This window comes from Luteimicrobium sp. DT211 (assembly GCF_049844995.1).
Classification (GTDB): Bacteria; Actinomycetota; Actinomycetes; order Actinomycetales; family Cellulomonadaceae; genus Luteimicrobium.
In genome coordinates this window covers 767,854-789,850 of the sequence record NZ_JBNCMC010000002.1, presented here as the reverse complement: position 1 = coordinate 789,850, position 21,997 = coordinate 767,854, and the positions used below count along the sequence as shown (strand labels likewise).

Here is a 21,997-nt window from a genome sequence, read left to right as displayed (position 1 = left end):
ACATGCTGACCACGCCCGGCGAGCAGACCGAGGTCGTGACCGTCGACGGCCACGACCTGCGTCTCACCAACCTCGACAAGGTCCTCTACCCGGCCACCGGCACCACCAAGCGTGACGTCGTCGAGTACTACGCGGCCGTCGCCGCGACGATGCTGCCGCACGTCGCCGACCGGCCCGTGACCCGCAAGCGCTGGCCCAACGGGGTCGAGGAGCACCCGTTCTTCCAGAAGGACCTCGCGGCCGGGACCCCCGACTGGGTGCAGCGGCGCACCATCGAGCACCAGCACTCCACCAACACCTACCCGCTCGCGAACGACGCCGCCACGCTCGTCTGGCTGGGGCAGATCGCGTCCCTCGAGGTGCACGTGCCGCAGTGGCAGTTCGGCCCGCGCGGGGGAACGCACGACCCCGACCGCCTCGTCCTCGACCTGGACCCCGGCGAGGGCGCCGGTCTGCCCGAGTGCGTCGAGGTCGCGCACCTCGCCAAGGAGATCCTCGACGGCATGGGTCTCGGCACCGTCCCCGTGACCAGCGGCTCCAAGGGCATCCACCTCTACGCGGCGCTCGACGGCCGGCAGACCAGCGCGCAGGTGACCTCCGTCGCGCACGAGCTCGCCCGCGCCCTCGAGGCCGACCACCCGGACCTCGTCGTCTCCGACATGAAGAAGGCGCTGCGCGGCGGCAAGGTCCTCGTCGACTGGTCGCAGAACAACGGGAACAAGACGACCGTCGCGCCCTACTCCCTGCGCGGCCGCAGCCACCCGTGGGTCGCCGCGCCGCGAACCTGGCGCGAGCTCGCGCGATCGTCCGCCGCGGACCTGCGCCAGCTCGACCACACCGAGGTGCTGGCCCGGATCAAGCGGCGGAAGGACCCCATGAGCGATCTCACGCCCGGGCGGGTCGACGCCGGCGCTGTCCCCGACGCTGGGTCCGACCCCGACGACGACGCCCCCGGTGAAGCCCACCGGGAGCGCCCCGGCCGCGACAGCCTCGCCGTCTACCGCTCCAAGCGCGACCCCGCCCGCACGCCCGAGCCCGTCCCCGCCGAGACCCCGGCCCCCCGCGAGGGCGGCGACAGCTTCGTCATCCAGGAGCACCACGCCAGCCGCCTCCACTGGGACTTCCGGCTCGAACGCGACGGCGTCCTCGTCTCCTGGGCCCTGCCCAAGGGCGAACCCACCGACCCCGGCACCAACCACCTCGCCGTCCAGACCGAGGACCACCCCCTCGAGTACGGCACGTTCGCCGGCACCATCGCCCAGGGCGAGTACGGCGGCGGCACCGTCACCATCTGGGACTCCGGCACCTACGACCTCGAGAAGTGGAGGGACGACGAGGTCATCGTCGTGCTCCACAGCGACCACGACGACCAGCACGAGCACCGCGGGGACCGCCGGCTCGCCCTCATCCGCACCAAGGCAGCCGAGGGGGAGGGGGCGCACGGGGCGCCGAAGTCCCAATGGTTGATCCACCGGACGAAGTCGCAGCCGTCTGCGTCGGGTTCCGTGGGCAGCGCTGGGTCGGGGGAGGCGGAGGACGGGGAGGTGCGCGCGGTCTTCCATCCGGCCGCTCGTTCCTCGCGGCCTCCCGCCAGTCCCACCACGACCGCGCGCACCTCCCCGTCCTCCGCCTCCGCCGTCGGCTCGCCTTCCGCGGACGACGACGCAGGGTCCGCTTCTTCGTCCGGTTCCGGTGCACGGGTGCGGAGGTACCAGGCCATGCTCGCCACGCTCGGGAAGCGGTCCGACGTCGTCGGTGATGCGGGGGAGTGGGCCTACGAGATGAAGTGGGACGGCATCCGGACGCTCGCCCGGGTCGAGCAGGAGGAGGGGCACGGGCGGGCGCGGGTGTCCATGGCCAGCCGGAACGGCAAGGACCAGGGCCCCGGGTACCCGGACGTCGTGGAGGCTCTGGGGCGGGCCGTTGCCGGGGAGGCCGTCGTCGACGGCGAGATCGTCGCGCTCGACGGGAAGGGGCGACCGTCGTTCGGGCTGCTGCAGCGGCGCATGAACCTGGCCGATCCCCGCGAGATCGAGGCCGCCGCCAAGGAGGTGCCGGTCCAGCTCTTCCTGTTCGACGTGCTCGAGCAGGACGGCGAGCCCCTCGTCGACCTCCCGTACGACGAGCGGCGCCAACGGCTGGAGGCGCTCGTCACCGAGAACGACGTCGTCAAGGTGCCGCCCGCGTTCGAGGGCGACTTCGACGGCGCCTGGCAGACCAGCGCCGAGCTGGGGCTCGAGGGCGTCATGGCCAAGCGCGTCGACTCGACGTACGCCGTCGGACGGCGCAGCCGGGCCTGGATCAAGGTCAAGCACGCCCGCACGCAGGAGGTCGTCGTCGGGGGGTGGCGGCCCGGCAACGGCAACCGGGCCGGGCTCGTCGGCTCGCTGCTCGTCGGGGTGCCCGACGGCGACGGTGCCCTGCGCTACGTGGGCCGCGTCGGCACCGGGTTCAGCGACAAGGCGCTCCGCGACGCCACCGACCGCCTGGCCCGGCTCGCCAGGAAGACGCCGCCGCTGGTGGACGTCCCCCGCGCCGACGCGCGCGACGCCCACTGGGTCAGCCCGCAGCTGGTCGGCGAGGTCGAGTTCGCCGAGTGGACCGGCGACGCGCGGCTGCGCCAGCCCCGGTGGCGCGGCTGGCGGCCCGACAAGGACCCGGCCGACGTCCGGAAGGAGTGAGCGTGCGGCTCCGCCGCGCCAACCTGTCCGGTCCCGGGTACCACCGGGTCCGCGCCGGGGCGGGCTTCAGCTACCGCGCCCCCGACGGAAGCCTCGCGGACGCCGACGAACGCCGCGCCTTCGAGGCGCTCGCGATCCCGCCCGCATGGACGGACGTGTGGATCGCGCCGCACCCGAACGCGCACGTCCTCGCGACCGGGATCGACGCGGCCGGTCGCCGCCAGTACCTCTATCACCCGCAGTGGCGCGCCCGGCAGGACCGCGCCAAGTTCGACCGCATGCTCGAGCTCGCCGACGCGCTCCCCGCCGCGCGGGGCTGGGTCACCCGCGACCTCGACGCCGACGCACCTACCCGGCGCCGGGGGCTCGCCGCGGCGTTCCGGCTGCTCGACGTCGCCCACCTCCGCGTCGGCAGCGAGCGCTACGCCTCCCGGCACGGGAGCCGCGGGATCGCGACGCTGCGCGTCCGGGACGCGACCGTCGACGACGACCACGTGCTCCTCCGGTTCCCCGCGAAGTCCGGTCAGCTGTGGGAGTCCGAGGTCGTCGACGTGCGGCTCGCCGCGGTCCTCGGCGAGCGGTCTGGCGACCGCCCCGACGCCCGGCTGCTCGGCTATGCACCCAGCGACGAGCCCGGCGACGAGCCCGTCGTCGCGGTCGGTGCGGACGGCTGGACGCCCCTCGACCCGACGACGATCAACGACGACGTCCGGGCCCGCACCGGCGGCGACTTCTCCTCCAAGGACTTCCGCACGCTGCACGGCACGGTCGCGGCCGCAGTCTCGCTGGCCCGGCACGGCCCCGAGCGCACCGTGACGGCCCGGAAGCGGGCCGTGGCGGAGGCCATGCGGGAGGCCTCGACCGTCCTGGGCAACACGCCCGCGATCGCGCGCGCCAGCTACGTCGACCCGCGCGTCGTCGACCTCTACGACGCGGGGACGACCATCGACCCCGACCGGGCTGCCTCGGCCGAGGCCGAGCTGCGCCGCCTCCTCGGTTGAAGCGTGCGAGCCCCGGGGCTCAGACCTTCTTGCCCGGGTTGAGGATGCCGCGCGGGTCGAACGCAGCCTTGACGCGGACCTGCAGGTCACGGACCTCCCGCGAGAGCTCGGCGGTGACGGCGTCGCGCTTGAGGAGGCCGATGCCGTGCTCGCCGCTCACGGTGCCGCCGACCTCGACCGCGCGCTCGAGCACGAGCGCGAACGCCCGTTGCGCGGCCGCCCGCGAGGCCTCGTCGTCGGGGTCGAAGCAGATCAGGGGGTGCAGGTTGCCGTCGCCGACGTGCCCACCGGTCGAGATCACCGCGCCCGTCTCCCGTGCCGTCCGCTCGATGGTCGTGAGCAGCTCCTGCAGCCGCGCCCGCGGCGCGGCGACGTCCTCGGTCAGCACCCCGCCGTAGGCGGCGACCAGGCCGGGGTGGAGGTTGCGCCGGATGTTCAGCAGGGCGTCGACCTCGGCGCCGGTCGATGCGACCCGGACGCCCAGGGCGCCGGCCTCCTCGAACGCGCGGACGTAGTGCTCGACGTCCGTGGCGGCGCGGCCGACCTCGTCGGACTCGACGATCAGCAGCGCGGCCGCGTCCTCGGGAAGGTCGGAGCTCGGGGCGTACGCGTTGATGGCCCGCATGGAGATGCCGTCGAGGAGCTCGAGCGCGCTCGGGCGCCGTGGCCCGGCCATGATCCGCGCGGCCGCGTCGAGCGCCGACTCGAGGGACCCGAACATCCCGGCCGCCCCGGCGGCCTCGCCGGGGGCGGGCAGCAGCGCGAGCGTCGCCTCCGTGACCACCGCCAGGGTCCCCTCGCTGCCGACGAGAAGCGCGGTGAGGTCGTAGCCCGCCACGCCCTTCACCGAGTCGTGGCCCGTCCGGACGACGGTCCCGTCCGCCAGCACGGCCGTGAGGCTCCGCACCCGGTCACGCGTCACGCCGTACTTCACGCACCGCATGCCGCCCGCGTTGGTCGCGATGTTGCCGCCCACCGTCGAGATGAAGAACGACCCCGGGTCCACGGGGTAGAAGAGTCCGTGCTCTGCGACGGCCGCCGCGAGGTCGCTCGTCACCACGCCGGGCTGCACGACCGCGAGCTGGTCGTCGGGCCGGATCTCCACGATCCGGTCCAGCGACGACAGGTCCAGCAGGACGCAGCCGTCGACGGCGCTCGAGGCGCCCGTGACGCTCGTCCGGGCACCCTGCGGGACCACGGGGACGACGGCGTCGTAGGCCAGGCGCAGGACGGCGGACACGTCCTCCGTCGACCGTGCGAGCACGCGCACGCGCGGCCGCCCTGGGCGGCCTGCGGAGCTCTTGTCCGACGCCGACTCCGCGAGCACCTCGGGGTCGGTGGAGACCTGGTCCGGGGACAGGGCGGCGCGCAGCGCCGCCGCCAACGGGTCGGTCTCGGGTGTGGCGGTCGCCGGGTCGGAAGCCATGCCTCGACCCTAGCCGCGGGCCCTGGGCCGCTCAGTCCCCGTTGCCGAGCGGGACGGTCGTGAACGCGTCGTAGACGGCGGCGACGTCCTCCTTGCCGTGGCCGTCGAGCGACGCGACGCCGAGGACCCGGTCGAGGGCGTCGAGCAGGGTGACGGTCGTCCCGGTAGCCCGGGCGGTCTGGATCAGGAGCCCGACGTCCTTGCGCAGGGCGTCGACCGTGAAGGTCGGCGCGAGGTCCTCGGCGAGCATGTGGTCGGCCTTGAGGTGCGCGTACCGGCAGTCGGTCGCGGTGCCGCTGATCGCGTCGAGGAAGAGCTGCGGGTCCAGGCCCTGCGCCGTCGCGAGCGCGAGCGACTGCGCCGCGCCCGCCGTGATGGTCGCGAGCCACGCGTTGCAGGCGAGCTTGAGGGCGCTCGCGGACCCGACGCCGTCGCCCACGTGGAGCGTCTTGGCCGACATCGCCTCGAGCACCGGGCGGGCCCGCTCGACGAGCGACGGGTCGCCCGCGGTGAGGATCGTCAGCTCGCCGCGCGCGGCCGGCCCCTGGGTCCCCAGCATCTGCGCCTCGACGAGCGGCACGCCGAGCTCGGCGGCCCGCGCCGCGACCTCCTGCGTGCCGTCGACGCCGATGGTCGTGGCCTGCGCCCACACCGCGCCGGCCGGCACGGCGGGGCCGGCCTCGTCGAGCACGTCGAGCACGGCGTCCGTGTCGAAGACGATCGACAGGACGACCTCGGCGTTCGCGACGGCGTCGACCGCCGTGGCCGCGACGGTCACGCCGTCGTCGGCCAGCGGCACGGCCTTGCCGGGACTGCGGTTCCAGGCGGTGACGCGGTGCCCCGCGCGCACGAGGGTGCCCGCGACGGCGGAGCCCATGATGCCGGTGCCGAGGATGGTGACGTTCATGCCTCCTGCCTACCACGCACCGGTCGACGGAGCCGGGTGAAGGCGGCGCTTCCCGGCCCCGCCGGCGGCGTCGCTCAGGCGCCGGGGAGGTACCCGCCCGCGGCGATGTCCTCGACGAGCGTCGGGCCCGTGGGCGCCCAGCCGTAGCGCTCGCGTGTCAGGGCGCTCGACGTCGGGGCGTCGAGCGCGAGGAACCGGGCGATCCAGCCGAAGTGCGCGGCGGCGTCCTCCGGCGCGACCGCGCGTGTCGGCAGCTCGAGGCTCTGTCCGAGGGCCTCGGCGACGTCGCGGATGGCGACGCCCTCCTCGCCGACCGCGTGGACGACCCCGCCCGCGGGCGCCCGGTCGAGGGCGATCGCGACGAGCCGCGCGGCGTCGGACCGGTGCACGGCGGGCCACCGGTTGGCGCCGTCCCCGATGTAGCCCGCGAAGCCGCGCTCTCGTGCGACGCGCGCGAGCTCGGCCACGAAGCCGTGGTCGCCGATGCCGTGCACGCTCGCGGCGAACCGCAGGGCCACGCTGCGCACCCCCTGGTCGGCGTAGGAGAGCGCGAGGTTCTCGCTGCCGCCGCGCGGCGAGTCGGGCCCGACCGCGGGCGACGGGTCCTCCTCGGTCGCGACCCGGCCGGTCGTGAGTCCGGCGACGCCGGAGGCGAACAGGAACGGCCGGTCGGAGCCGGCGAGCGTGTCGGCGACCGTCTGGACGACGGAGCGCTCCACGAGCCCCGAGTCGGCGAACCGGTCGAAGTCGTGGACGAAGCCGAGATGGATCACGGCGTCCGAGTCGGCGGCGGCGTCCTTGATGGTGCCGAGATCGTCGAGCGTCCCGCGCACCGGCGTGGCGCCGCGCGCGGCGAGCTTCTCGGCGGACGCGTCGGACCGTGCCAGGCCGACGACGTCGTGCCCGGCGGCGAGGAGCTCCCCGGTGACGGCGGTGCCGATCCAGCCGGTGGCTCCGGTGACGAAGATGCGCATGGGAAATCCTCCAGTGATGTCAGGGTGTGACATCAACGACCGTAGCACTGATGGCAGGGTCTGACATCACCTAGGATGGGTCCATGGCCCGATGGCAGCCGGACGCCGGCGAACGACTCCGCGCAGCCGCGCTCGACCTCTTCGCCGAGCAGGGCTTCGAGCAGACGTCCGTGGCGCAGATCGCGCGGCGCGCCGAGCTCACCGAGCGCACGTTCTACCGGTACTACGCCGACAAGCGCGAGGTGCTGTTCCAGGGACAGGAGCAGCTCAACGACGCGCTCGCCGCGGGCGTCGCCGCGGCCGCAGAGCCCGGCCCCCTCGCCGTGGCCGTCCAGGTGCTCGACCGCGCCGCGACGTTCTTCGACGAGGAGCGCCGGCCCTTCTCGCGCCGTCGCCAGCAGGTCATCGACGCGAACCCCGAGCTCCTGGAGCGCGAGCGCGCCAAGATGGCGCACCTCTCCGACGCGCTCGCGGAGGGGTTCCGGGCGCGCGGCGTGCCGGCCGTCCGGGCCGCCCTCGCCGCCGGGACGGTGGTTTCCGCGTTCCAGGTCACGTTCGGGCTGTGGGTCGCCCCGGACGAGGCGCGGGGCTTCGCCGAGCTCGGCCGCGCCGTCGTCGACGAGCTCCGGTCGGCCCTCGCGACGGACGTCGCCTCCTGACGCGCGCCGCACCCTAAGGTGGGGCCGTGCCCGAAGAGACCGCCCTCGTCACCCCGCCCGACCCGTCTGCCGTCCCGCCCGACGAGCGCGGCGAGCTGACCGTCGTCGAGATGTGGACCGACGGCGCGTGCAAGGGCAACCCGGGCCCCGGCGGGTGGGGCGTGCTCATGCGGTCGAAGGGGCGCGAGAAGGAGCTCTTCGGCGGCGACCCGACGACCACGAACAACCGCATGGAGCTCACCGCGGTCATCGAGGGCCTCCGCGCCCTCACCCGTCCGTGCGACGTGACGCTCCACGTCGACTCGTCGTACGTCATGAACGGCATGAAGTCGTGGATCGTGGGCTGGAAGCGCAACGGCTGGCGGACCAAGGACAAGAAGCCGGTCAAGAACGTCGAGCTCTGGCAGTCGCTCGACGACGAGGTCGCGCGGCACCAGGTGCGCTGGGTGTGGGTCAAGGGCCACGCCGGCGACCCCGGCAACGAGCGGGCCGACCAGCTCGCGAACAAGGGCGTCGACCTCGTGCGCGGGGGCGGTCGCTGAAAGTGTCCGCGATCTCACGTCGATGATCGGCACCTGCGGTTGGGGACCACGCGCTCGCGTGGCCTAGGCTCGGACCCGTGGCTGAACACTTCGACGTCGTCGTTCTCGGTGCTGGACCTGGTGGGTACGTCGCGGCTGTGCGCGCAGCGCAGCTCGGCCTGCGTACCGCCGTCGTGGAGGAGAAGTACTGGGGCGGTGTCTGCCTCAACGTGGGCTGCATCCCGTCCAAGGCGCTCCTGCGCAACGCGGAGCTCGCGCACCTGCTGAACCACGAGAAGGCCCTCTTCGGCATCTCGGGCGAGACCACCATCGACTTCGGCGCGGCGTTCGACCGCAGCCGCGAGGTGGCCGAGGGGCGCGTCAAGGGCGTCCACTTCCTCATGCGGAAGAACAAGATCACCGAGTACGACGGTCGCGGGTCGTTCGTCGACGCGAACACGCTCGACGTGACCAAGGCCGACGGCTCGTCCGAGCGGATCACGTTCGCCAACGCGATCATCGCGACCGGCTCGACCGTGCGGCTCCTCCCGGGCGTGGAGCTCTCCGAGAACGTCGTCACGTTCGAGAAGCAGATCCTCACCCGCGAGCTGCCGAAGTCGATCGTCATCGTCGGCGCCGGCGCCATCGGCATGGAGTTCGGCTACGTGCTGCGCAACTACGGCGTGGACGTGACGATCGTCGAGTTCCTCGACCGCGCGCTGCCGAACGAGGACGAGGAGGTCTCCAAGGAGATCACCAAGCAGTACAAGAAGCTCGGCATCGACATCCTCGCGTCGACCAAGGTGGAGACCGTCGTCGACGGCGGCTCCGAGGTCACCGTCACGTTCACCGGCAAGGACGGCAAGCCCGGCCAGCTCGTCGCCGACAAGGTGCTCATGTCGGTCGGCTTCGCGCCGAACGTCACGGGCTACGGCTTGGAGAACACGGGCGTCGAGCTGACCGAGCGCGGCGCCATCGCGATCGACGACTCGATGCGCACCAACGTGCCGAGCATCTACGCGATCGGCGACGTCACCGCGAAGCTCCAGCTCGCCCACGTGGCCGAGGCGCAGGGCGTCGTCGCAGCCGAGACGATCGGCGGCGCCGAGACGCTGCCGCTCGGCGACTACCGCATGATGCCGCGCGCCACCTTCTGCCAGCCGCAGGTCGCGAGCTTCGGCCTCACCGAGGCCCAGGCCCGCGCGGAGGCCGAGGCCAACGGCCGCGAGATCACCGTCGCCAAGTTCCCGTTCATGGCCAACGGCAAGGCGCACGGCCTCGGCGACCCGGTCGGGTTCGTCAAGCTCATCGCCGACTCCGAGTACGGCGAGCTGCTCGGCGGCCACCTCATCGGCCCCGACGTCTCCGAGCTGCTCCCCGAGCTCACGCTCGCGCAGAAGTGGGACCTGACCGCCAACGAGCTTGCGCGCAACGTGCACACGCACCCGACGCTGTCCGAGGCGCTGCAGGAGGCGTTCCACGGGCTCGTGGGGCACATGATCAACATCTGACGCACTTTGCGCCCGACGACGGCGGCCGACTCCCGAGCGGGGAGCCGGCCGCCGTTCGCTTTTCTGGCCGTTCGTCTGCCCGACGGTGACCCGGGCCCGGCGGATCAGATACGATCTGAGATCACGCGAGGTCCACACGAGCGAGGGAGCTCATGGTCACGTCGAACACGGCGCCACCGGTGACGCCGAGCAAGTCGCAGGTCGCGTACGAGTGGATCCGCGACCGCATCGTCGGGCAGGAGTACGGCCCGGGCTACCGGCTGGTGTTCAGCACGCTCGCGGGCGACCTGGGGATGAGCGTCGTCCCGGTGCGCGAGGCGCTGCGCCGGCTGGAGGCGGAGGGGCTCGTGACGCACGAGCGCAACGTCGGTGCGCGCGTCTCGCTCGTCGACGAGAGCGGCTACACCGAGGTCATGCAGACCCTCGGCGTCGTCGAGGGTGCGGCGACGGCGCTGTCGGCCCCGCTCCTGACCCCCGCCGACCTCGACGACGCCCGCGCGATCAACGACCGGATGACGCTGCTCGCGGACGACCTCGACCCACGCACGTTCACCTCGCTCAACCAGGAGTTCCACTCGGCGCTCTACCGCGCCTGCCCCAACGCGTACCTGCTCGAGGAGGTGCACCGGGGGTGGGTACGCCTGTCCGGGCTGAGGACGTCGACGTTCGCGTTCGTCCCCGGCCGCGCGGCCGAGTCGGTCCGCGAGCACGGGCAGCTCCTCGCGCTCGTCGAGGGCGGCGCGGACCCGCTCGAGATCGAGCTCGCCGCCCGGCGCCACCGCTGGGCGACGTTGGACGCCTACCTCGCCCTCCGGCACCCCGACGGGGCGCCGCGGAGCACCACGGCATCGAAGGAGACGCCATGACCGACCTGCCCGACTCCACCCATCGCCTGCCCGCCGGCCTCCCGGAACGGATCCGCCACTATGTCGACGGCGCGTTCGTCGACTCGGTCGACGGCGGCACCTTCGACGTCCTGGACCCCGTCACCAACGAGACCTACGTCCAGGCTGCGGCGGGGCAGAAGGCCGACATGGACCTGGCGGTCGCGGCCGCGCGTCGGGCGTTCGACGACGGCCCCTGGCCACGGATGCTCCCGCGCGAGCGGTCGCGCGTCCTGCACCGGATCGCCGACCTCGTGGAGTCGCGCGACGCCCGTCTCGCGGAGCTCGAGAGCTTCGACTCGGGCCTGCCGATCACCCAGGCCCTGGGCCAGGCGCGGCGCGCCGCGGAGAACTTCCGGTTCTTCGCGGACCTCGTCGTCGCGCAGTCGGACGGCGCCTTCAAGGTGCCGGGCCGCCAGCTCAACTACGTCAACCGCATGCCGATCGGCGTCGCCGGGCTCATCACGCCGTGGAACACGCCGTTCATGCTCGAGTCGTGGAAGCTGGCCCCGGCGCTGGCGACCGGCAACACGGTCGTCCTCAAGCCCGCCGAGTTCACGCCGCTGTCGGCTTCGCTCTGGGCGGGCATCTTCGAGGAGGCGGGCGTGCCGGCCGGTGTCTTCAACCTGGTCAACGGCCTCGGCGAGGAGGCCGGCGACGCGCTCGTCAGGCACCCGGACGTCCCGCTGATCTCGTTCACCGGCGAGTCGCGGACCGGGCAGACGATCTTCGCGAACGCCGCGCCCCACCTCAAGGGCCTCTCGATGGAGCTCGGAGGCAAGTCCCCGGCGGTGGTGTTCGCCGACGCCGACCTCGACGCCGCGGTCGACGCGACGATCTTCGGGGTCTTCTCGCTCAACGGTGAGCGCTGCACCGCCGGCAGCCGCATCCTCGTCCAGCGCGACGTGTACGACGCGTTCGTCGAGCGCTACGCCGCGCAGGCGAGGCGTGTGAAGGTCGGCTACCCGCACGACGCCGCGACCGAGGTCGGCGCGCTCGTGCACCCCGAGCACTTCGCCAAGGTCATGTCGTACGTCGAGCTGGGCAAGAGCGAGGGACGCCTGGTCGCGGGCGGCGGGCGGCCCCAGGGCTTCGAGACGGGCAACTTCGTTGCGCCCACCGTCTTCGCCGACGTCGACCCGCGCGCCCGGATCTTCCAGGAGGAGATCTTCGGGCCCGTGGTCGCGATCACGCCCTTCGACACCGACGACGACGCCGTCGCCCTCGCGAACGACACCGCCTACGGGCTGGCGGCGTACGTGTGGACGAACGACCTCAAGCGGGCGCACCACGTCGCCGGCGCGATCGACGCCGGGATGGTGTGGCTCAACTCCAACAACGTCCGCGACCTGCGCACCCCCTTCGGCGGGGTCAAGGCCTCGGGGCTGGGCCACGAGGGCGGGTACCGCTCGATCGACTTCTACACGCACCAGCAGGCCGTGCACATCACGCTCGGCGCGGTCCACAACCCGACCTTCGGCGCGAGCTGATCGCGGGCTCACGGCAAGGACGCCTGACATGACTCACAGCGACAAGACCCTCACCTCGTCCGGGTTCTACGTCTCCCCGGAGGCCCCGATCCGGTCCGACCACCCCGTGCCGACGCCGCAGTCGCCGCCGCCCGACATCCTGCGGTGCGCCTCGATGGAGCTCGTGGTGACGGACCTCGCCGCCTCGCGCGAGTTCTACGTCGACGTGCTCGGCCTCGTCGTCACCGAGGAGGACGACGACGCCGTCTACCTGCGCTCGCTCGAGGAGTTCATCCACCACAACCTCGTGCTCCGACGCGGCCCCGTCGCCGCGGTCGCCGCGTTCTCCTACCGGGTCCGGGCGCCCGAGGACCTCGACAAGGCCGTCGCGTTCTTCAGCGAGCTCGGCTGCCGGGTCGAGCGTCGGCCGGGCGGCTGGGTCCGGGGCGTCGGGGACAGCGTCCGCGTCACGGACCCGCTCGGGTTCCCCTACGAGTTCTTCCACGACGTCGACCACGTCGAGCGCCTCGCGTGGCGCTACGACCTGCACACGCCGGGCGCGCTCGTCCGGATCGACCACTTCAACCAGGTCACGCCGGACGTCCCGCGCGCGGTGTCGTACCTGCAGGACCTCGGGTTCCGGGTCACCGAGGACATCCAGGACGAGGACGGCACCGTCTACGCCGCGTGGCTGCGCCGCAAGCCGACCGTCCACGACACCGCGATGACGGGGGGCGACGGCCCGCGCATGCACCACGTCGCGTTCGCGACCCACGAGAAGCACAACATCCTCGCGATCTGCGACAAGCTCGGGGCGCTGCGGCGGTCCGACTGCATCGAGCGCGGCCCCGGGCGTCACGGCGTCTCGAACGCGTTCTACCTCTACCTGCGCGACCCCGACGGCCACCGCCTGGAGATCTACACGCAGGACTACTACACGGGCGACCCCGACAACCCTGTCGTCACGTGGGACGTGCACGACAACCAGCGCCGCGACTGGTGGGGCAACCCCGTCGTCCCGTCCTGGTACACCGACGCGTCCCTCGTGCTCGACCTCGACGGCAACCCCCAGCCCGTCCTCGCCCGCACGGACGCCAGCGAGCTCGCCGTGACCATCGGCGCCGACGGATTCTCCTACAGCCGCGAGGGCCACGAGCTCCCGGACTGGAAGAGGGGCGAGTACAAGCTCGGCCACCAGCTCTGACGACGACGGACGGACGGCCCGGGGCCGCGGTCCGGCTCAGGTCCAGCGGCTCGCGCGCAGGTCGGCGGGCAGGAGGTGCCCGCGGCGCACGAGCTCGTAGGCGAGCCCGACGGTGACGGTCTGCGCGGCGAGGAGCCCGACGAGCACGAGCACCTGGGCCGCGCCCGCCTGGAGGGGCGTCCCGCCGCCGAGCAGGACGCCGACGAACGCCCCCGGCAGCGTCACCAGGCCCACGGTGCGCGTCTGGTCGAGGCCGGGCACGAGCGCCTCGGGCACGAGGTGCTGCGCGACGACGTCGACCGCGTCGTCCGGGACCAGTCCCAGCGCGAGGGCAGCCTCGTAGCTCGGGTGCTGGTCGCGCAGCGCGGCGAACACGCGGCGGCCGGCGAGCGAGTGGGCGTTCATCGTGCCGCCGATGACGATGCCCGCGAACGGCACCAGCGCCGGCCCGTCGAACGGGACGGCCCGGGTCGCGAAGATGATCGTGAGCGTCGGGACCAGCCCGCAGGCCATCGCCGCCGCGGCCCACGGCCAGGCGCGGGGCGCGCCGATCCGGCGCGACGTCGTCGCGACGGCCACGGCGAACATCACGAGGGTGAAGAGCAGCGACCAGGCCAGCGACCGCAGGACGAACGCGATGACCAGCGAGACGACGGCGAGCTGCACGACGGCGCGCGCCGCAGCGGTGACGACGTCGCGTCCCGTGCGGAGGCGGCCGAGGGTCGAGGCGAGGACCGCGACGGCGACGAGCGCGACCAGCGCGACGAGGACCGCAGGTCCGGAGGTTGCCACCACGGGCACAGCCTAGGAGCGAGCGGCCGGACCCACGTGCTGGCCGACGGTCACCGTCGGCGTCCGGCGGGCACGCCGGCGCGCGTGCCAGACGATCGGTACGACCGACAGCACGACCGGCGCCGTCGCGATGAGGTCGACGTGCGCCGCGACGACAGGCACGTGCCCGAGCCAGTGCCCCGCGAGCGCGAACGTCGTGGCCCAGGCGACGGCGCCGAGCACGTTCCACCGCAGGAACGTGCGGTACCGCATCGAGGACATCCCCACGGCCGGCGGGACGAACGTCCGCGCGAAGGCGACGAACCGCGACAGGACGACGGCTCGTCCGCCGTACCGGGCGAGGAGCCGGTCCGCCTGGGCGAGGTACTCGGGGCGCAGCACCCGGGCGCCGGGCTTGAACCGGGCGGGTCCCCACCGGCGCCCGATCCCGTAGCCGAGCGCGTCGCCCGCGACCGCCGCCGCGCTCACGACGACGATCAGCCACCCCAGCGGCAGGTGGAGCGTGGGTCCGAGCAGCGCGGCGGTGAAGATCAGGCTGTCGCCGGGCAGGAACGGGAACAGCAGCCCCGTCTCGACGAGGACGAGAGCAGCGATCACGAGACTGACCCAGGCGCCGGCGCCGGTCAGCAGGGCGGCGGGGTCGAGGACGCCGCTCATCGCGCGAGGGCCGAGGGCGGGGCGGCGGACGTGACGCGGGTGCGGGGCGGCATGGCGCCGACGGTAGGGCGGCGAGCCTGACGTCCACCTGACCACCCGGCCGTCGCGGTCCGGCATCGCGGTCAGCCCGCCAGGTGGCTCTTCGCGGTGACGACGCGCGTCGCGGAGGCGTCGACCTGCTGCGCGAAGGCGGGGTCGGCCTTCGCCCTGGCGATCACGGCGGCGGTCATCGCGGGGATCTGCTCGGGCCTCCCGGCCAGGACGATGTCGTTGCCTGCAGCGATCGCCTTGACGGCGCGCTGCCCCGGGCTCCAGGCCGCCACCTGCTTCGCGCTCGAGACGTCGTCCGTGATGACGACGCCGTCGAAGCCGAGCTTCCCGCGCAGCAGGCCCGTCACGACGGTGCGGGAGAACGCCCCGGGGTCGTGGGGGTCGATCCGGGTGTAGATCGCGGTGGACGTCATGACGGCCTCGGTGCCCGCCGCGATGCCGGCCTCGAACGGCGCGAGGTACGGGTCGTCGGCCGTGGTCACCGTGTCCTTCACGCCCGACGTGAAGTCCGTGTTGCCCTGCACGCGGCCGAGCCCGGGGAAGTGCTTGATCGTCGTCGCCACGTCGGCGTCGTGCATGCCCCGGAGGAACGCGACGCCGTGCGAGGAGACCGTGGCGGGCGTGTACCCGAACTGGCGGTGCCAGTAGCCCACCGGGGCGTTCGACGCGTTGTCAGCGGGGCTCGGCACCGTGTCCATGACGGGGGAGAGGTTGAGGTTCACGCCCGCGCGCGCCAGCTCGGCCCCCCACGTCGCGGCGTCCCGGCGCAGCGCGGACGGGGAAGACTTGCCCTGCGTGAGAGCCGTCGGCATCGTGGCGAAGCCCGGGCCGCGCAGCACCTGGATGTTGCCGCCCTCCTGGTCCACGCCGACGAACAGCGGCAGCCCGTGCGTCGCCGACGACGTCGCGCGCCGCTGCAGCGCGTCGGCGATCGCCCTCGTGCGGGTCACGCCGAGCTGCGAGCGGCCCACCAGGATGACGTTGCCGACGTGGTACCGGCTGATCGCGGTCCCCGTGGCGGGCTCGGGTCCGGTGGCGGTCGCGCCCACCATGAACAGCTGGCCGACCTTCTGGTCGAGGCTCATTCCGGCGAGCGGGCGGGTGCTGGGCGCTGTCGACGGCGGCTTCGTCGCTGGCGGCTTCGTCACCGGCGGGGTGGGGGTCGCCGCCGGGCTCGTGGTCGCCGTCGGGGTGGCGTTCGGCGCGGGGGTGCGCGTCGTCGTCGGCGTCACGTCGGCCTCCGACGTCGTCACGGACGACGGCGTCGGGGAGCCGCCGTCGCAGGCTGCGAGCGCGAGCACGGCGAGCGTGCTGACGGCGCCGAGGGCGGCGGTACGGAGGGCGCGCGGGCGTGGAACGGTCATGGCTCCATCCTCGCCCCGGCGACATGAGCGGAGCGTGAGGGATGCAACTTGCATCTATGATGGAACGCGTGCCTGAGACACGCAGTCGACAGTCGGCAGCCACGCGCGCCTACGCCCACACCAAGTCCGCCATCCTCGGGGGCCGCCTCGCGGGCGGCTCCATGATCAGCGAGGGCGACGTCGCGACCGAGCTCGGCGTGAGCCGCACCCCGGTGCGCGAGGCGTTCCTCCGCCTCGAGGCCGAGGGCTGGATGCGGCTGTTCCCCAAGAAGGGCGCGCTCGTCGTCCCCGTCGCCCCCGGGGAGCAGCACGCCGTCCTCGACGCGCGGCTCCTCGTCGAGGAGCACGCGGCCGCGCACGTCGTCGCCGACCCGGCGGAGGCGGCCCGCGCCGCCGACGAGATGCGCGCCGTCCTGGCGCGGCAGCGGGACGCGTGGGCCGCGGGCGACGTCGCCGCGTTCGCGCGCCTCGACGCCGAGCTGCACCAGGCCCTGGTGGGCCGGGGCGGCAACGACCTGCTCGCCACCTTCTACCTCACGCTCCAGGAGCGGCAGGAGCGCATGACCCGGAGCTCGCTGCGGGTCATGCCCGCGGTCGGCACCGAGATCCTCGACGAGCACGCCGCGCTCGCGGACGACCTCGAGCGCGGGGACCTCGACGCGTTCGGCGCCCACCTGCGCGCCCACTTCGCGACGGCGTTCGGCGAGCGCCCGTGAGCGCCACCGACGCCGGGGCGGAGCCGGGGAATCCGGCGAGTCCCGCGTGGCGGCTCGTCGCCCCGGCGATGTTCGCCGTCGCCTGGGCCGGGAACGAGTTCACGCCGCTGCTCGTGCTCTACAAGCGGCTCAACGGCTACGGCACCGGGACGGTCGACGTCCTGCTCGGCGCCTACGTGCTGGGGATCATCCCGGCGCTGCTGCTCGGCGGGCCGCTCTCCGACCGGTACGGCCGACGGCCGCTGTTCCTGCCCGCGCCCTTCCTGGCGATGGCAGGCTCGCTCGTGCTGGCGCTCGGGCACTCGCACGTCGGCCTGCTGTTCGCCGGGCGCGTGCTGTGCGGGGTCGCGCTCGGGCTCACGATGGCCGTCGGGACGAGCTGGGTCGTGGAGCTGTCGCGGCGCGAGCCCGGCGCCGACCCGGGCTCGGGCGCGCGGCGGGCGTCGCTGAGCCTCACCGTGGGCTTCGCGCTCGGCGCCGCCGTCGCAGCCGCGCTCGCCCAGTGGGGTCCGTGGCCCCGTTCGACGCCGTTCCTCGTCAACGTCGCGATCACCGCCGTCCCCGCGCTGCTCGCGCTCCGCGCGCCCGAGACCCGTCCCGCCGTCCGGACCGCGGCCCGGCTGATCGACGACCTGCGCGTCCCGTCGGCGATGCACCGCCGGTTCGTGCGCGTCGTCGTGCCCATGGCGCCGTGGGTGTTCGGCTGCGCGGCGAGCGCGTACGCCGTCGTCCCCACGGTGACGACGGCGCTCGCGACCGGGTGGGACGTCGCCTACTCCGGGCTGCTGTGCCTCGTGGGGCTCGGCTGCGGGGCCGTCGTGCAGGCGCTCGCGCGTCCGCTCGTCGCCCGGGGGAGCGGCCGCGCGATCGGGATCGGCATGGTGCTGGTCGCGGCCGGGATGGTGCTCGCCGCGTGGACCGTCGCGGTGCCCCACCTGGCGCTCGCCGTCGTGACCGCCGTCGTCCTGGGCTGCGCGTACGGGCTGCTGCTCGTCGCCGGGCTGACGGAGGTCCAGCGGATCGCCGGACCCGACGACCTCGCGGGCCTCACGGCGGTCTACTACACGCTGACGTACGTGGGCTTCTTCGTCCCGGTCGTGCTCGCGGTGCTCGCCGTCCACGTCTCCTACGCCGCGCTGTTCGCCGCGGGAGTCGTCGTCGCGGGGCTGTGCCTCGCCGTCGTCGCCACGGGCCGCGGCCGACCGGCGCGCTGACACCGGGTGGTCGACCGGCTCGTGATAGGACGGGTCGAATCGATGTGAGAGGTGCGAGAATGGCAACCATCCCCTGAGCACCCGGAAGGTGAGCCCCCTCCTCATGCCCTCCAGAGCCGCGAGCCGGCCCGACGGTCCCCATCCCACAGCAGCCCCCGACGACACGGCACGCCCCACCGAGGACCAGGCCCGAGCCGCCGAGGGCGCCTCCCTGTCCACCGTCGCCTCCATGCGGCGCCTCGTGCCCTTCATCCGTCCCGTCCTGCCCCGCATCGTCGCGGGCGTGGTGTGCGCGCTCGGCGCGAGCCTCGCCGCGCTCGCCGTGCCGCGCGTCCTCGAGTGGCTCGTCAACGGGCCCCTCACCGAGGGCCTCGCCGAGCACGACGAGGCAGGCCTGTGGTGGGGCGTCGCGCTCGTCCTCGTGCTCGGCGTCGCCGAGGCCGGGCTGATCGCGGCGCGCCGCGCCCTGGTCCTCATCCCCGGCACCAACATCGAGGCCCGCCTGCGGACCGAGCTGTTCACGCACCTGCAGGACCTCCCCGTCGCGTTCCACGACCGCTGGCCCGGCGGGCAGCTCCTGTCGCGCTCCATGTCCGACCTCGGCCTCCTGCGCCGCTGGATCGCGTTCGGCATGCTCACGCTCGTCGTGTCGAGCGTGACGATCGTCGTCGGGATCGGGATCCTGGTCGCCACCGGCGGCGTCCTCGGCCTCATCTACCTCGCCGGTGCGATCCCCATGGCCGTCATGGCCTTCACGTTCTCCCGGCGGTTCCGGGCCGTGTCCCGCCGGTCGCAGGACCAGGCGGGGGACCTCGCGACCGCGGTCGAGGAGTCGGTGCACGGCATCCGGGTCCTCAAGGCCTTCGGCCGCGGCCGGGACGCGCTCCACTCGTTCGCCCGCCAGGCGGACGAGCTGCGCGGCACCGAGCTCGACAAGGCCAAGATCCAGGCCGGGCTCCAGGCGTGGCTGACCGCGGTGCCCGAGCTGACGCTCGGCGTGTCGCTCGTCGTCGGCGTCTGGATGGCGTCCGAAGGACGCATCACCGTGGGCGCGCTCGTCGCGTTCTTCGCGACCGCCGCCGTCGTGAACTCGCCGGTCATCGACCTCGGCATGGTCCTCTCGATGACGCTCAACGCGCGCACCGCCGTCGACCGCTACTTCGACGTCCTCACGACGCCGAACACGCTGCCCGACCCGGCGAGCCCCGTCGAGGTGACCGACCCCCACGGCGAGCTCGCGTTCACGGACCTGCACTTCAGGTACGGCGACGCGCCCACCGAGGGCCCCGGCAGCACCGACGTGCTCGACGGGGTCGACCTGGTGCTGCCGCCCGGCAGGACGGTCGCGCTCGTCGGGCTCACCGGCTCCGGGAAGTCGACGCTCGCGATGCTCGTGCCCCGCCTCTACGAGGTCAGCGGCGGCTCCGTGACGATCGACGGCGTCGACGTGCGCGACATGACCCGCGAGCACCTGCGCTCCCTCGTCGGCGTCGCGTTCGAGGACGCCACCCTCTTCTCGGCGTCCGTCCGCGACAACGTCCTGCTCGGCGCGCCCGACGGCGCCCGCAGCGACGCCGACCTGACGCGCGCGCTCGACGTCGCCCAGGCCGGCTTCGCGTACGACCTGCCGGACGGCGTCGGGACGACCATCGGCGAGGAGGGCATGAGCCTGTCGGGCGGTCAGCGCCAGCGCATCGCCCTCGCGCGCGCCATCGCGGCCCGGCCGCGGGTCCTCGTGCTCGACGACCCGCTGTCCGCGCTCGACGTCGACACCGAGGCCGCCATCCAGGCGCGGCTCGCGAGCGAGCTCGAGGGGATCACGACCCTCGTCGTCGCGCACCGGCCGTCCACCGTGGCGCTCGCGGACCTGGTCGCCGTGCTGCAGGACGGCCGCGTCACGGCGGTCGGCCCGCACAGCGAGCTGCTCGCCACGAACGAGCACTACCGGTACGTCATCTCGAGCCTCGAGGACGAGTTCACGCCACCGCCGCCCGAGGATGCCGAGGTGGCGCGCCAGGTCGCGCGCGGCGAGGCCCGCGCCGTCGTCGACGACGCCCTGGACTCGGGCGACGCCACGCCGGCCGGGCGGTCGGGGGCCAGCGCGATCGGCGCGTGGCAGGCGAGCGAGGGGAGCGAGCGATGAGCACCACCACCGCCGGAAACCCGACGGGCACCGAGGGCGAGGACGACACGCGCCTCAGCCGCACCCAGTCCAAGGCCGTGCGGCAGCGGTCGCTGCGCCTGCTGGGCGACCTCATGCAGCCCCACCGCCGGGGCCTGTGGGTCGCCGGAATCCTCGTGGTCGTCTCGACGATCGCGCAGGTCGCCGGGCCCGCGCTCATCGCCACGGCGATCGACACCACGCTCACCCGACTCCGGGACCACGGCGAGTGGGGACCGCTGCTCATGGTGGGCGGCCTCTACGTCGTGGCGGCCGCCGTCGCCGGCCTCTCCATCAGCGGCTACGTCCGGACTGCGGCGCGCGTCTCGCAGGGCATCCTGCTCGACCTGCGCCAGCGCGTGTTCCGGCAGACCCAGCGCCTCAGCCTCGAGTTCCACGAGTCGTACACGTCGGGCCGGATCATCTCTCGCCAGACGTCCGACCTGGAGTCGCTGCGCGACCTGCTCGACTCGGGTCTGACGAGCATCGTCTCAGGCGTGCTCATGATGCTGTTCACGGGCGTCTCGCTGTTCCTGCTCGACTGGCGGACGGGTCTGGTGCTCGTCGCCGCGCTCGTCCCGGCGTTCCTCCTCACGCGGTGGTTCCAGACGCGGTCGCAGGTCTACTACCGCGAGCAGCGGACGGCGTCGGCGCGGGTCATCGTGAACTTCGTCGAGACGATGACCGGCATCCGGGCCGTCCAGGCGTTCCGCCGCGAGCGCGCCAACGACGCGACCTACGGGGCGCTCGCCGAGGACTACCGGGCCGCCAACGCGCGCGCCATGGGCCTCAACGGCATCTACTCGCCGGGCCTCGTGCTCATCGGGAACGTGACGGTCGCGGTCGCGCTGCTCGTCGGGGGCCTGCGGGTGTTCCACGGTGACCTCGACGTCGGCGTCCTCGTCGCCGTGCTGCTCTACGTGAAGCGGTTCTTCGGGCCGATCCAGGAGATCGGCATGTTCTACAACTCGTTCCAGTCCGCGTCCGCCGCGCTCGAGAAGATCTCGGGGCTGCTCGCGGAGGAGCCCACCGTCGTCGAGCCGGCCAAGCCGGCCCCCCTCGAGCACGCGCGGGGACACGTGCAGCTCCGCGGCGTCGAGTTCGCGTACGTCGCGGGCCGCCCCGTGCTGCCCCGCACGGACCTCGACGTGCCCGCCGGCCAGACCGTCGCGCTCGTGGGGGCGACCGGCGCCGGGAAGTCGACGCTCGCGAAGCTCCTCGCGCGGTTCTACGACGTCACCGCGGGCTCGCTCGAGCTCGACGACGTCGACGTGCGGGACCTGTCGGGCAAGGACCTGCGGCGCGCCGTCGTCATGGTCACGCAGGAGGCCTACCTGTTCAGCGGGACCGTGCGCGACAACATCGCCATGGGCAAGCCCGGTGCGAGCCTCGAGGAGGTGCAGGCCGCGGCGCGCGCCGTCGGCGCGGACGAGTTCATCGAGCAGCTCCCGTACGGGTACGACACGGACGTCAACAAGCGCGGCGGGCGCGTGTCCGCCGGGCAGCGGCAGCTGCTGTCGTTCGCGAGGGCGTTCCTCGCGGACCCGGCCGTGCTGATCCTCGACGAGGCGACCAGCTCGCTCGACATCCCGGGCGAACGGCTCGTCCAGCGCGGGCTCCAGACGCTGCTGGCCGACCGGACGGCGCTGATCATCGCGCACCGCCTGTCGACCGTCGCCATCGCGGACCGCGTGCTCGTGATGGAGCAGGGCGTCGTCGTCGAGGACGGGGCGCCGAGCGAGCTCATCGGTGGTGAGGGCCGGTTCGCCGCGCTCCACGCCGCCTGGCGCGACTCGCTCGTCTGA

General features: G+C 73.5%; 18 protein-coding genes. 12 read left to right on the top strand and 6 right to left on the bottom strand.

The features are described 5' to 3' along the window. Positions 1 to 2 precede the first annotated feature (2 nt). Positions 3 to 2,681 carry an ATP-dependent DNA ligase gene (locus tag ACLQ14_RS07720; RefSeq protein ID WP_425811555.1) on the top strand — a complete coding sequence of 893 codons (2,679 nt, stop codon included), beginning with the start codon at positions 3 to 5 and terminating at the stop codon, positions 2,679 to 2,681. A gap of 2 nt (positions 2,682 to 2,683) precedes the next feature. Further along, on the top strand, positions 2,684 to 3,682 hold the full coding sequence (locus ACLQ14_RS07715) for a DNA topoisomerase IB (RefSeq protein WP_425811553.1): 999 nt from the start codon (positions 2,684 to 2,686) through the stop codon (positions 3,680 to 3,682). A 19-nt stretch (positions 3,683 to 3,701) separates the two neighbouring features. Here the strand turns inward: ACLQ14_RS07715 and ACLQ14_RS07710 are convergent, their stop codons facing one another. The 3 genes from ACLQ14_RS07710 to ACLQ14_RS07700 form a co-directional block, all read right to left on the bottom strand. Further along, complete coding sequence (locus ACLQ14_RS07710; protein WP_425811551.1) at positions 3,702 to 5,108, bottom strand: FAD-binding oxidoreductase; 1,407 nt, start codon at positions 5,106 to 5,108, stop codon at positions 3,702 to 3,704. 31 nt (positions 5,109 to 5,139) lie between these two features. Then, on the bottom strand, positions 5,140 to 6,015 hold the full coding sequence (locus ACLQ14_RS07705; protein WP_425811549.1) for an NAD(P)-dependent oxidoreductase: 876 nt from the start codon (positions 6,013 to 6,015) through the stop codon (positions 5,140 to 5,142). Positions 6,016 to 6,089: 74 nt separating this feature from the next. Beyond that, positions 6,090 to 6,989, bottom strand: coding sequence for an SDR family oxidoreductase (locus ACLQ14_RS07700; protein ID WP_425811547.1), 900 nt, complete (start codon positions 6,987 to 6,989; stop codon positions 6,090 to 6,092). Positions 6,990 to 7,072: 83 nt separating this feature from the next. Here ACLQ14_RS07700 and ACLQ14_RS07695 point away from each other — a divergent pair, with 83 nt between their 5' ends. The 6 genes from ACLQ14_RS07695 to hpaD all read left to right on the top strand — a co-directional run bounded on the left by ACLQ14_RS07695 (position 7,073) and on the right by hpaD (position 13,237). Continuing rightward, positions 7,073 to 7,648, top strand: coding sequence for a TetR/AcrR family transcriptional regulator (locus tag ACLQ14_RS07695; protein ID WP_425811545.1), 576 nt, complete (start codon positions 7,073 to 7,075; stop codon positions 7,646 to 7,648). Positions 7,649 to 7,758: 110 nt separating this feature from the next. Next, positions 7,759 to 8,190 (top strand): ribonuclease HI, encoded by a 432-nt coding sequence (gene rnhA, locus ACLQ14_RS07690; RefSeq protein ID WP_425811661.1) that lies wholly within the window; start codon positions 7,759 to 7,761, stop codon positions 8,188 to 8,190. A gap of 77 nt (positions 8,191 to 8,267) precedes the next feature. After that, on the top strand, positions 8,268 to 9,680 hold the full coding sequence (gene lpdA, locus ACLQ14_RS07685) for a dihydrolipoyl dehydrogenase (protein WP_425811543.1): 1,413 nt from the start codon (positions 8,268 to 8,270) through the stop codon (positions 9,678 to 9,680). A gap of 152 nt (positions 9,681 to 9,832) precedes the next feature. After that, positions 9,833 to 10,546 (top strand): GntR family transcriptional regulator, encoded by a 714-nt coding sequence (locus ACLQ14_RS07680; RefSeq protein ID WP_425811541.1) that lies wholly within the window; start codon positions 9,833 to 9,835, stop codon positions 10,544 to 10,546. Then, positions 10,543 to 12,054, top strand: coding sequence for a 5-carboxymethyl-2-hydroxymuconate semialdehyde dehydrogenase (gene hpaE, locus ACLQ14_RS07675; protein WP_425811539.1), 1,512 nt, complete (start codon positions 10,543 to 10,545; stop codon positions 12,052 to 12,054). Before ACLQ14_RS07680 ends, hpaE begins: the two co-directional genes overlap by 4 nt. Positions 12,055 to 12,082: 28 nt before the next feature. Then, positions 12,083 to 13,237, top strand: a complete 1,155-nt coding sequence (gene hpaD / locus ACLQ14_RS07670) for a 3,4-dihydroxyphenylacetate 2,3-dioxygenase (RefSeq protein ID WP_425811537.1) — start codon at positions 12,083 to 12,085, stop codon at positions 13,235 to 13,237. A gap of 36 nt (positions 13,238 to 13,273) precedes the next feature. Here the strand turns inward: hpaD and ACLQ14_RS07665 are convergent, their stop codons facing one another. From ACLQ14_RS07665 to ACLQ14_RS07655, 3 genes are all read right to left on the bottom strand, one after another. Further along, the gene (locus ACLQ14_RS07665) at positions 13,274 to 14,032 is read right to left on the bottom strand and encodes an ABC transporter permease (protein ID WP_425811535.1); all 759 of its coding nucleotides are present in this window, start codon (positions 14,030 to 14,032) and stop codon (positions 13,274 to 13,276) included. 9 nt (positions 14,033 to 14,041) lie between these two features. Then, entirely contained in the window at positions 14,042 to 14,686 is a 645-nt protein-coding gene (locus tag ACLQ14_RS07660) for a DedA family protein (RefSeq protein WP_425811533.1), read from the bottom strand. Positions 14,687 to 14,808: 122 nt separating this feature from the next. Continuing rightward, positions 14,809 to 16,101 carry a glycoside hydrolase family 3 N-terminal domain-containing protein gene (locus tag ACLQ14_RS07655; protein WP_425811531.1) on the bottom strand — a complete coding sequence of 431 codons (1,293 nt, stop codon included), beginning with the start codon at positions 16,099 to 16,101 and terminating at the stop codon, positions 14,809 to 14,811. Positions 16,102 to 16,169: 68 nt separating this feature from the next. Between ACLQ14_RS07655 and ACLQ14_RS07650 the strand changes: the two genes are divergently transcribed. The 4 genes from ACLQ14_RS07650 (at position 16,170) to ACLQ14_RS07635 (ending at position 21,997) form a co-directional block, all read left to right on the top strand. Beyond that, on the top strand, positions 16,170 to 16,817 hold the full coding sequence (locus ACLQ14_RS07650; protein WP_425811529.1) for a GntR family transcriptional regulator: 648 nt from the start codon (positions 16,170 to 16,172) through the stop codon (positions 16,815 to 16,817). Continuing rightward, positions 16,814 to 18,031, top strand: coding sequence for an MFS transporter (locus tag ACLQ14_RS07645; RefSeq protein WP_425811527.1), 1,218 nt, complete (start codon positions 16,814 to 16,816; stop codon positions 18,029 to 18,031). The genes ACLQ14_RS07650 and ACLQ14_RS07645 overlap by 4 nt, the downstream gene beginning before the upstream one ends. Positions 18,032 to 18,260: 229 nt before the next feature. Next, entirely contained in the window at positions 18,261 to 20,174 is a 1,914-nt protein-coding gene (locus ACLQ14_RS07640) for an ABC transporter ATP-binding protein (protein WP_425811659.1), read from the top strand. Next, positions 20,171 to 21,997, top strand: coding sequence for an ABC transporter ATP-binding protein (locus ACLQ14_RS07635; protein WP_425811525.1), 1,827 nt, complete (start codon positions 20,171 to 20,173; stop codon positions 21,995 to 21,997). The genes ACLQ14_RS07640 and ACLQ14_RS07635 overlap by 4 nt, the downstream gene beginning before the upstream one ends.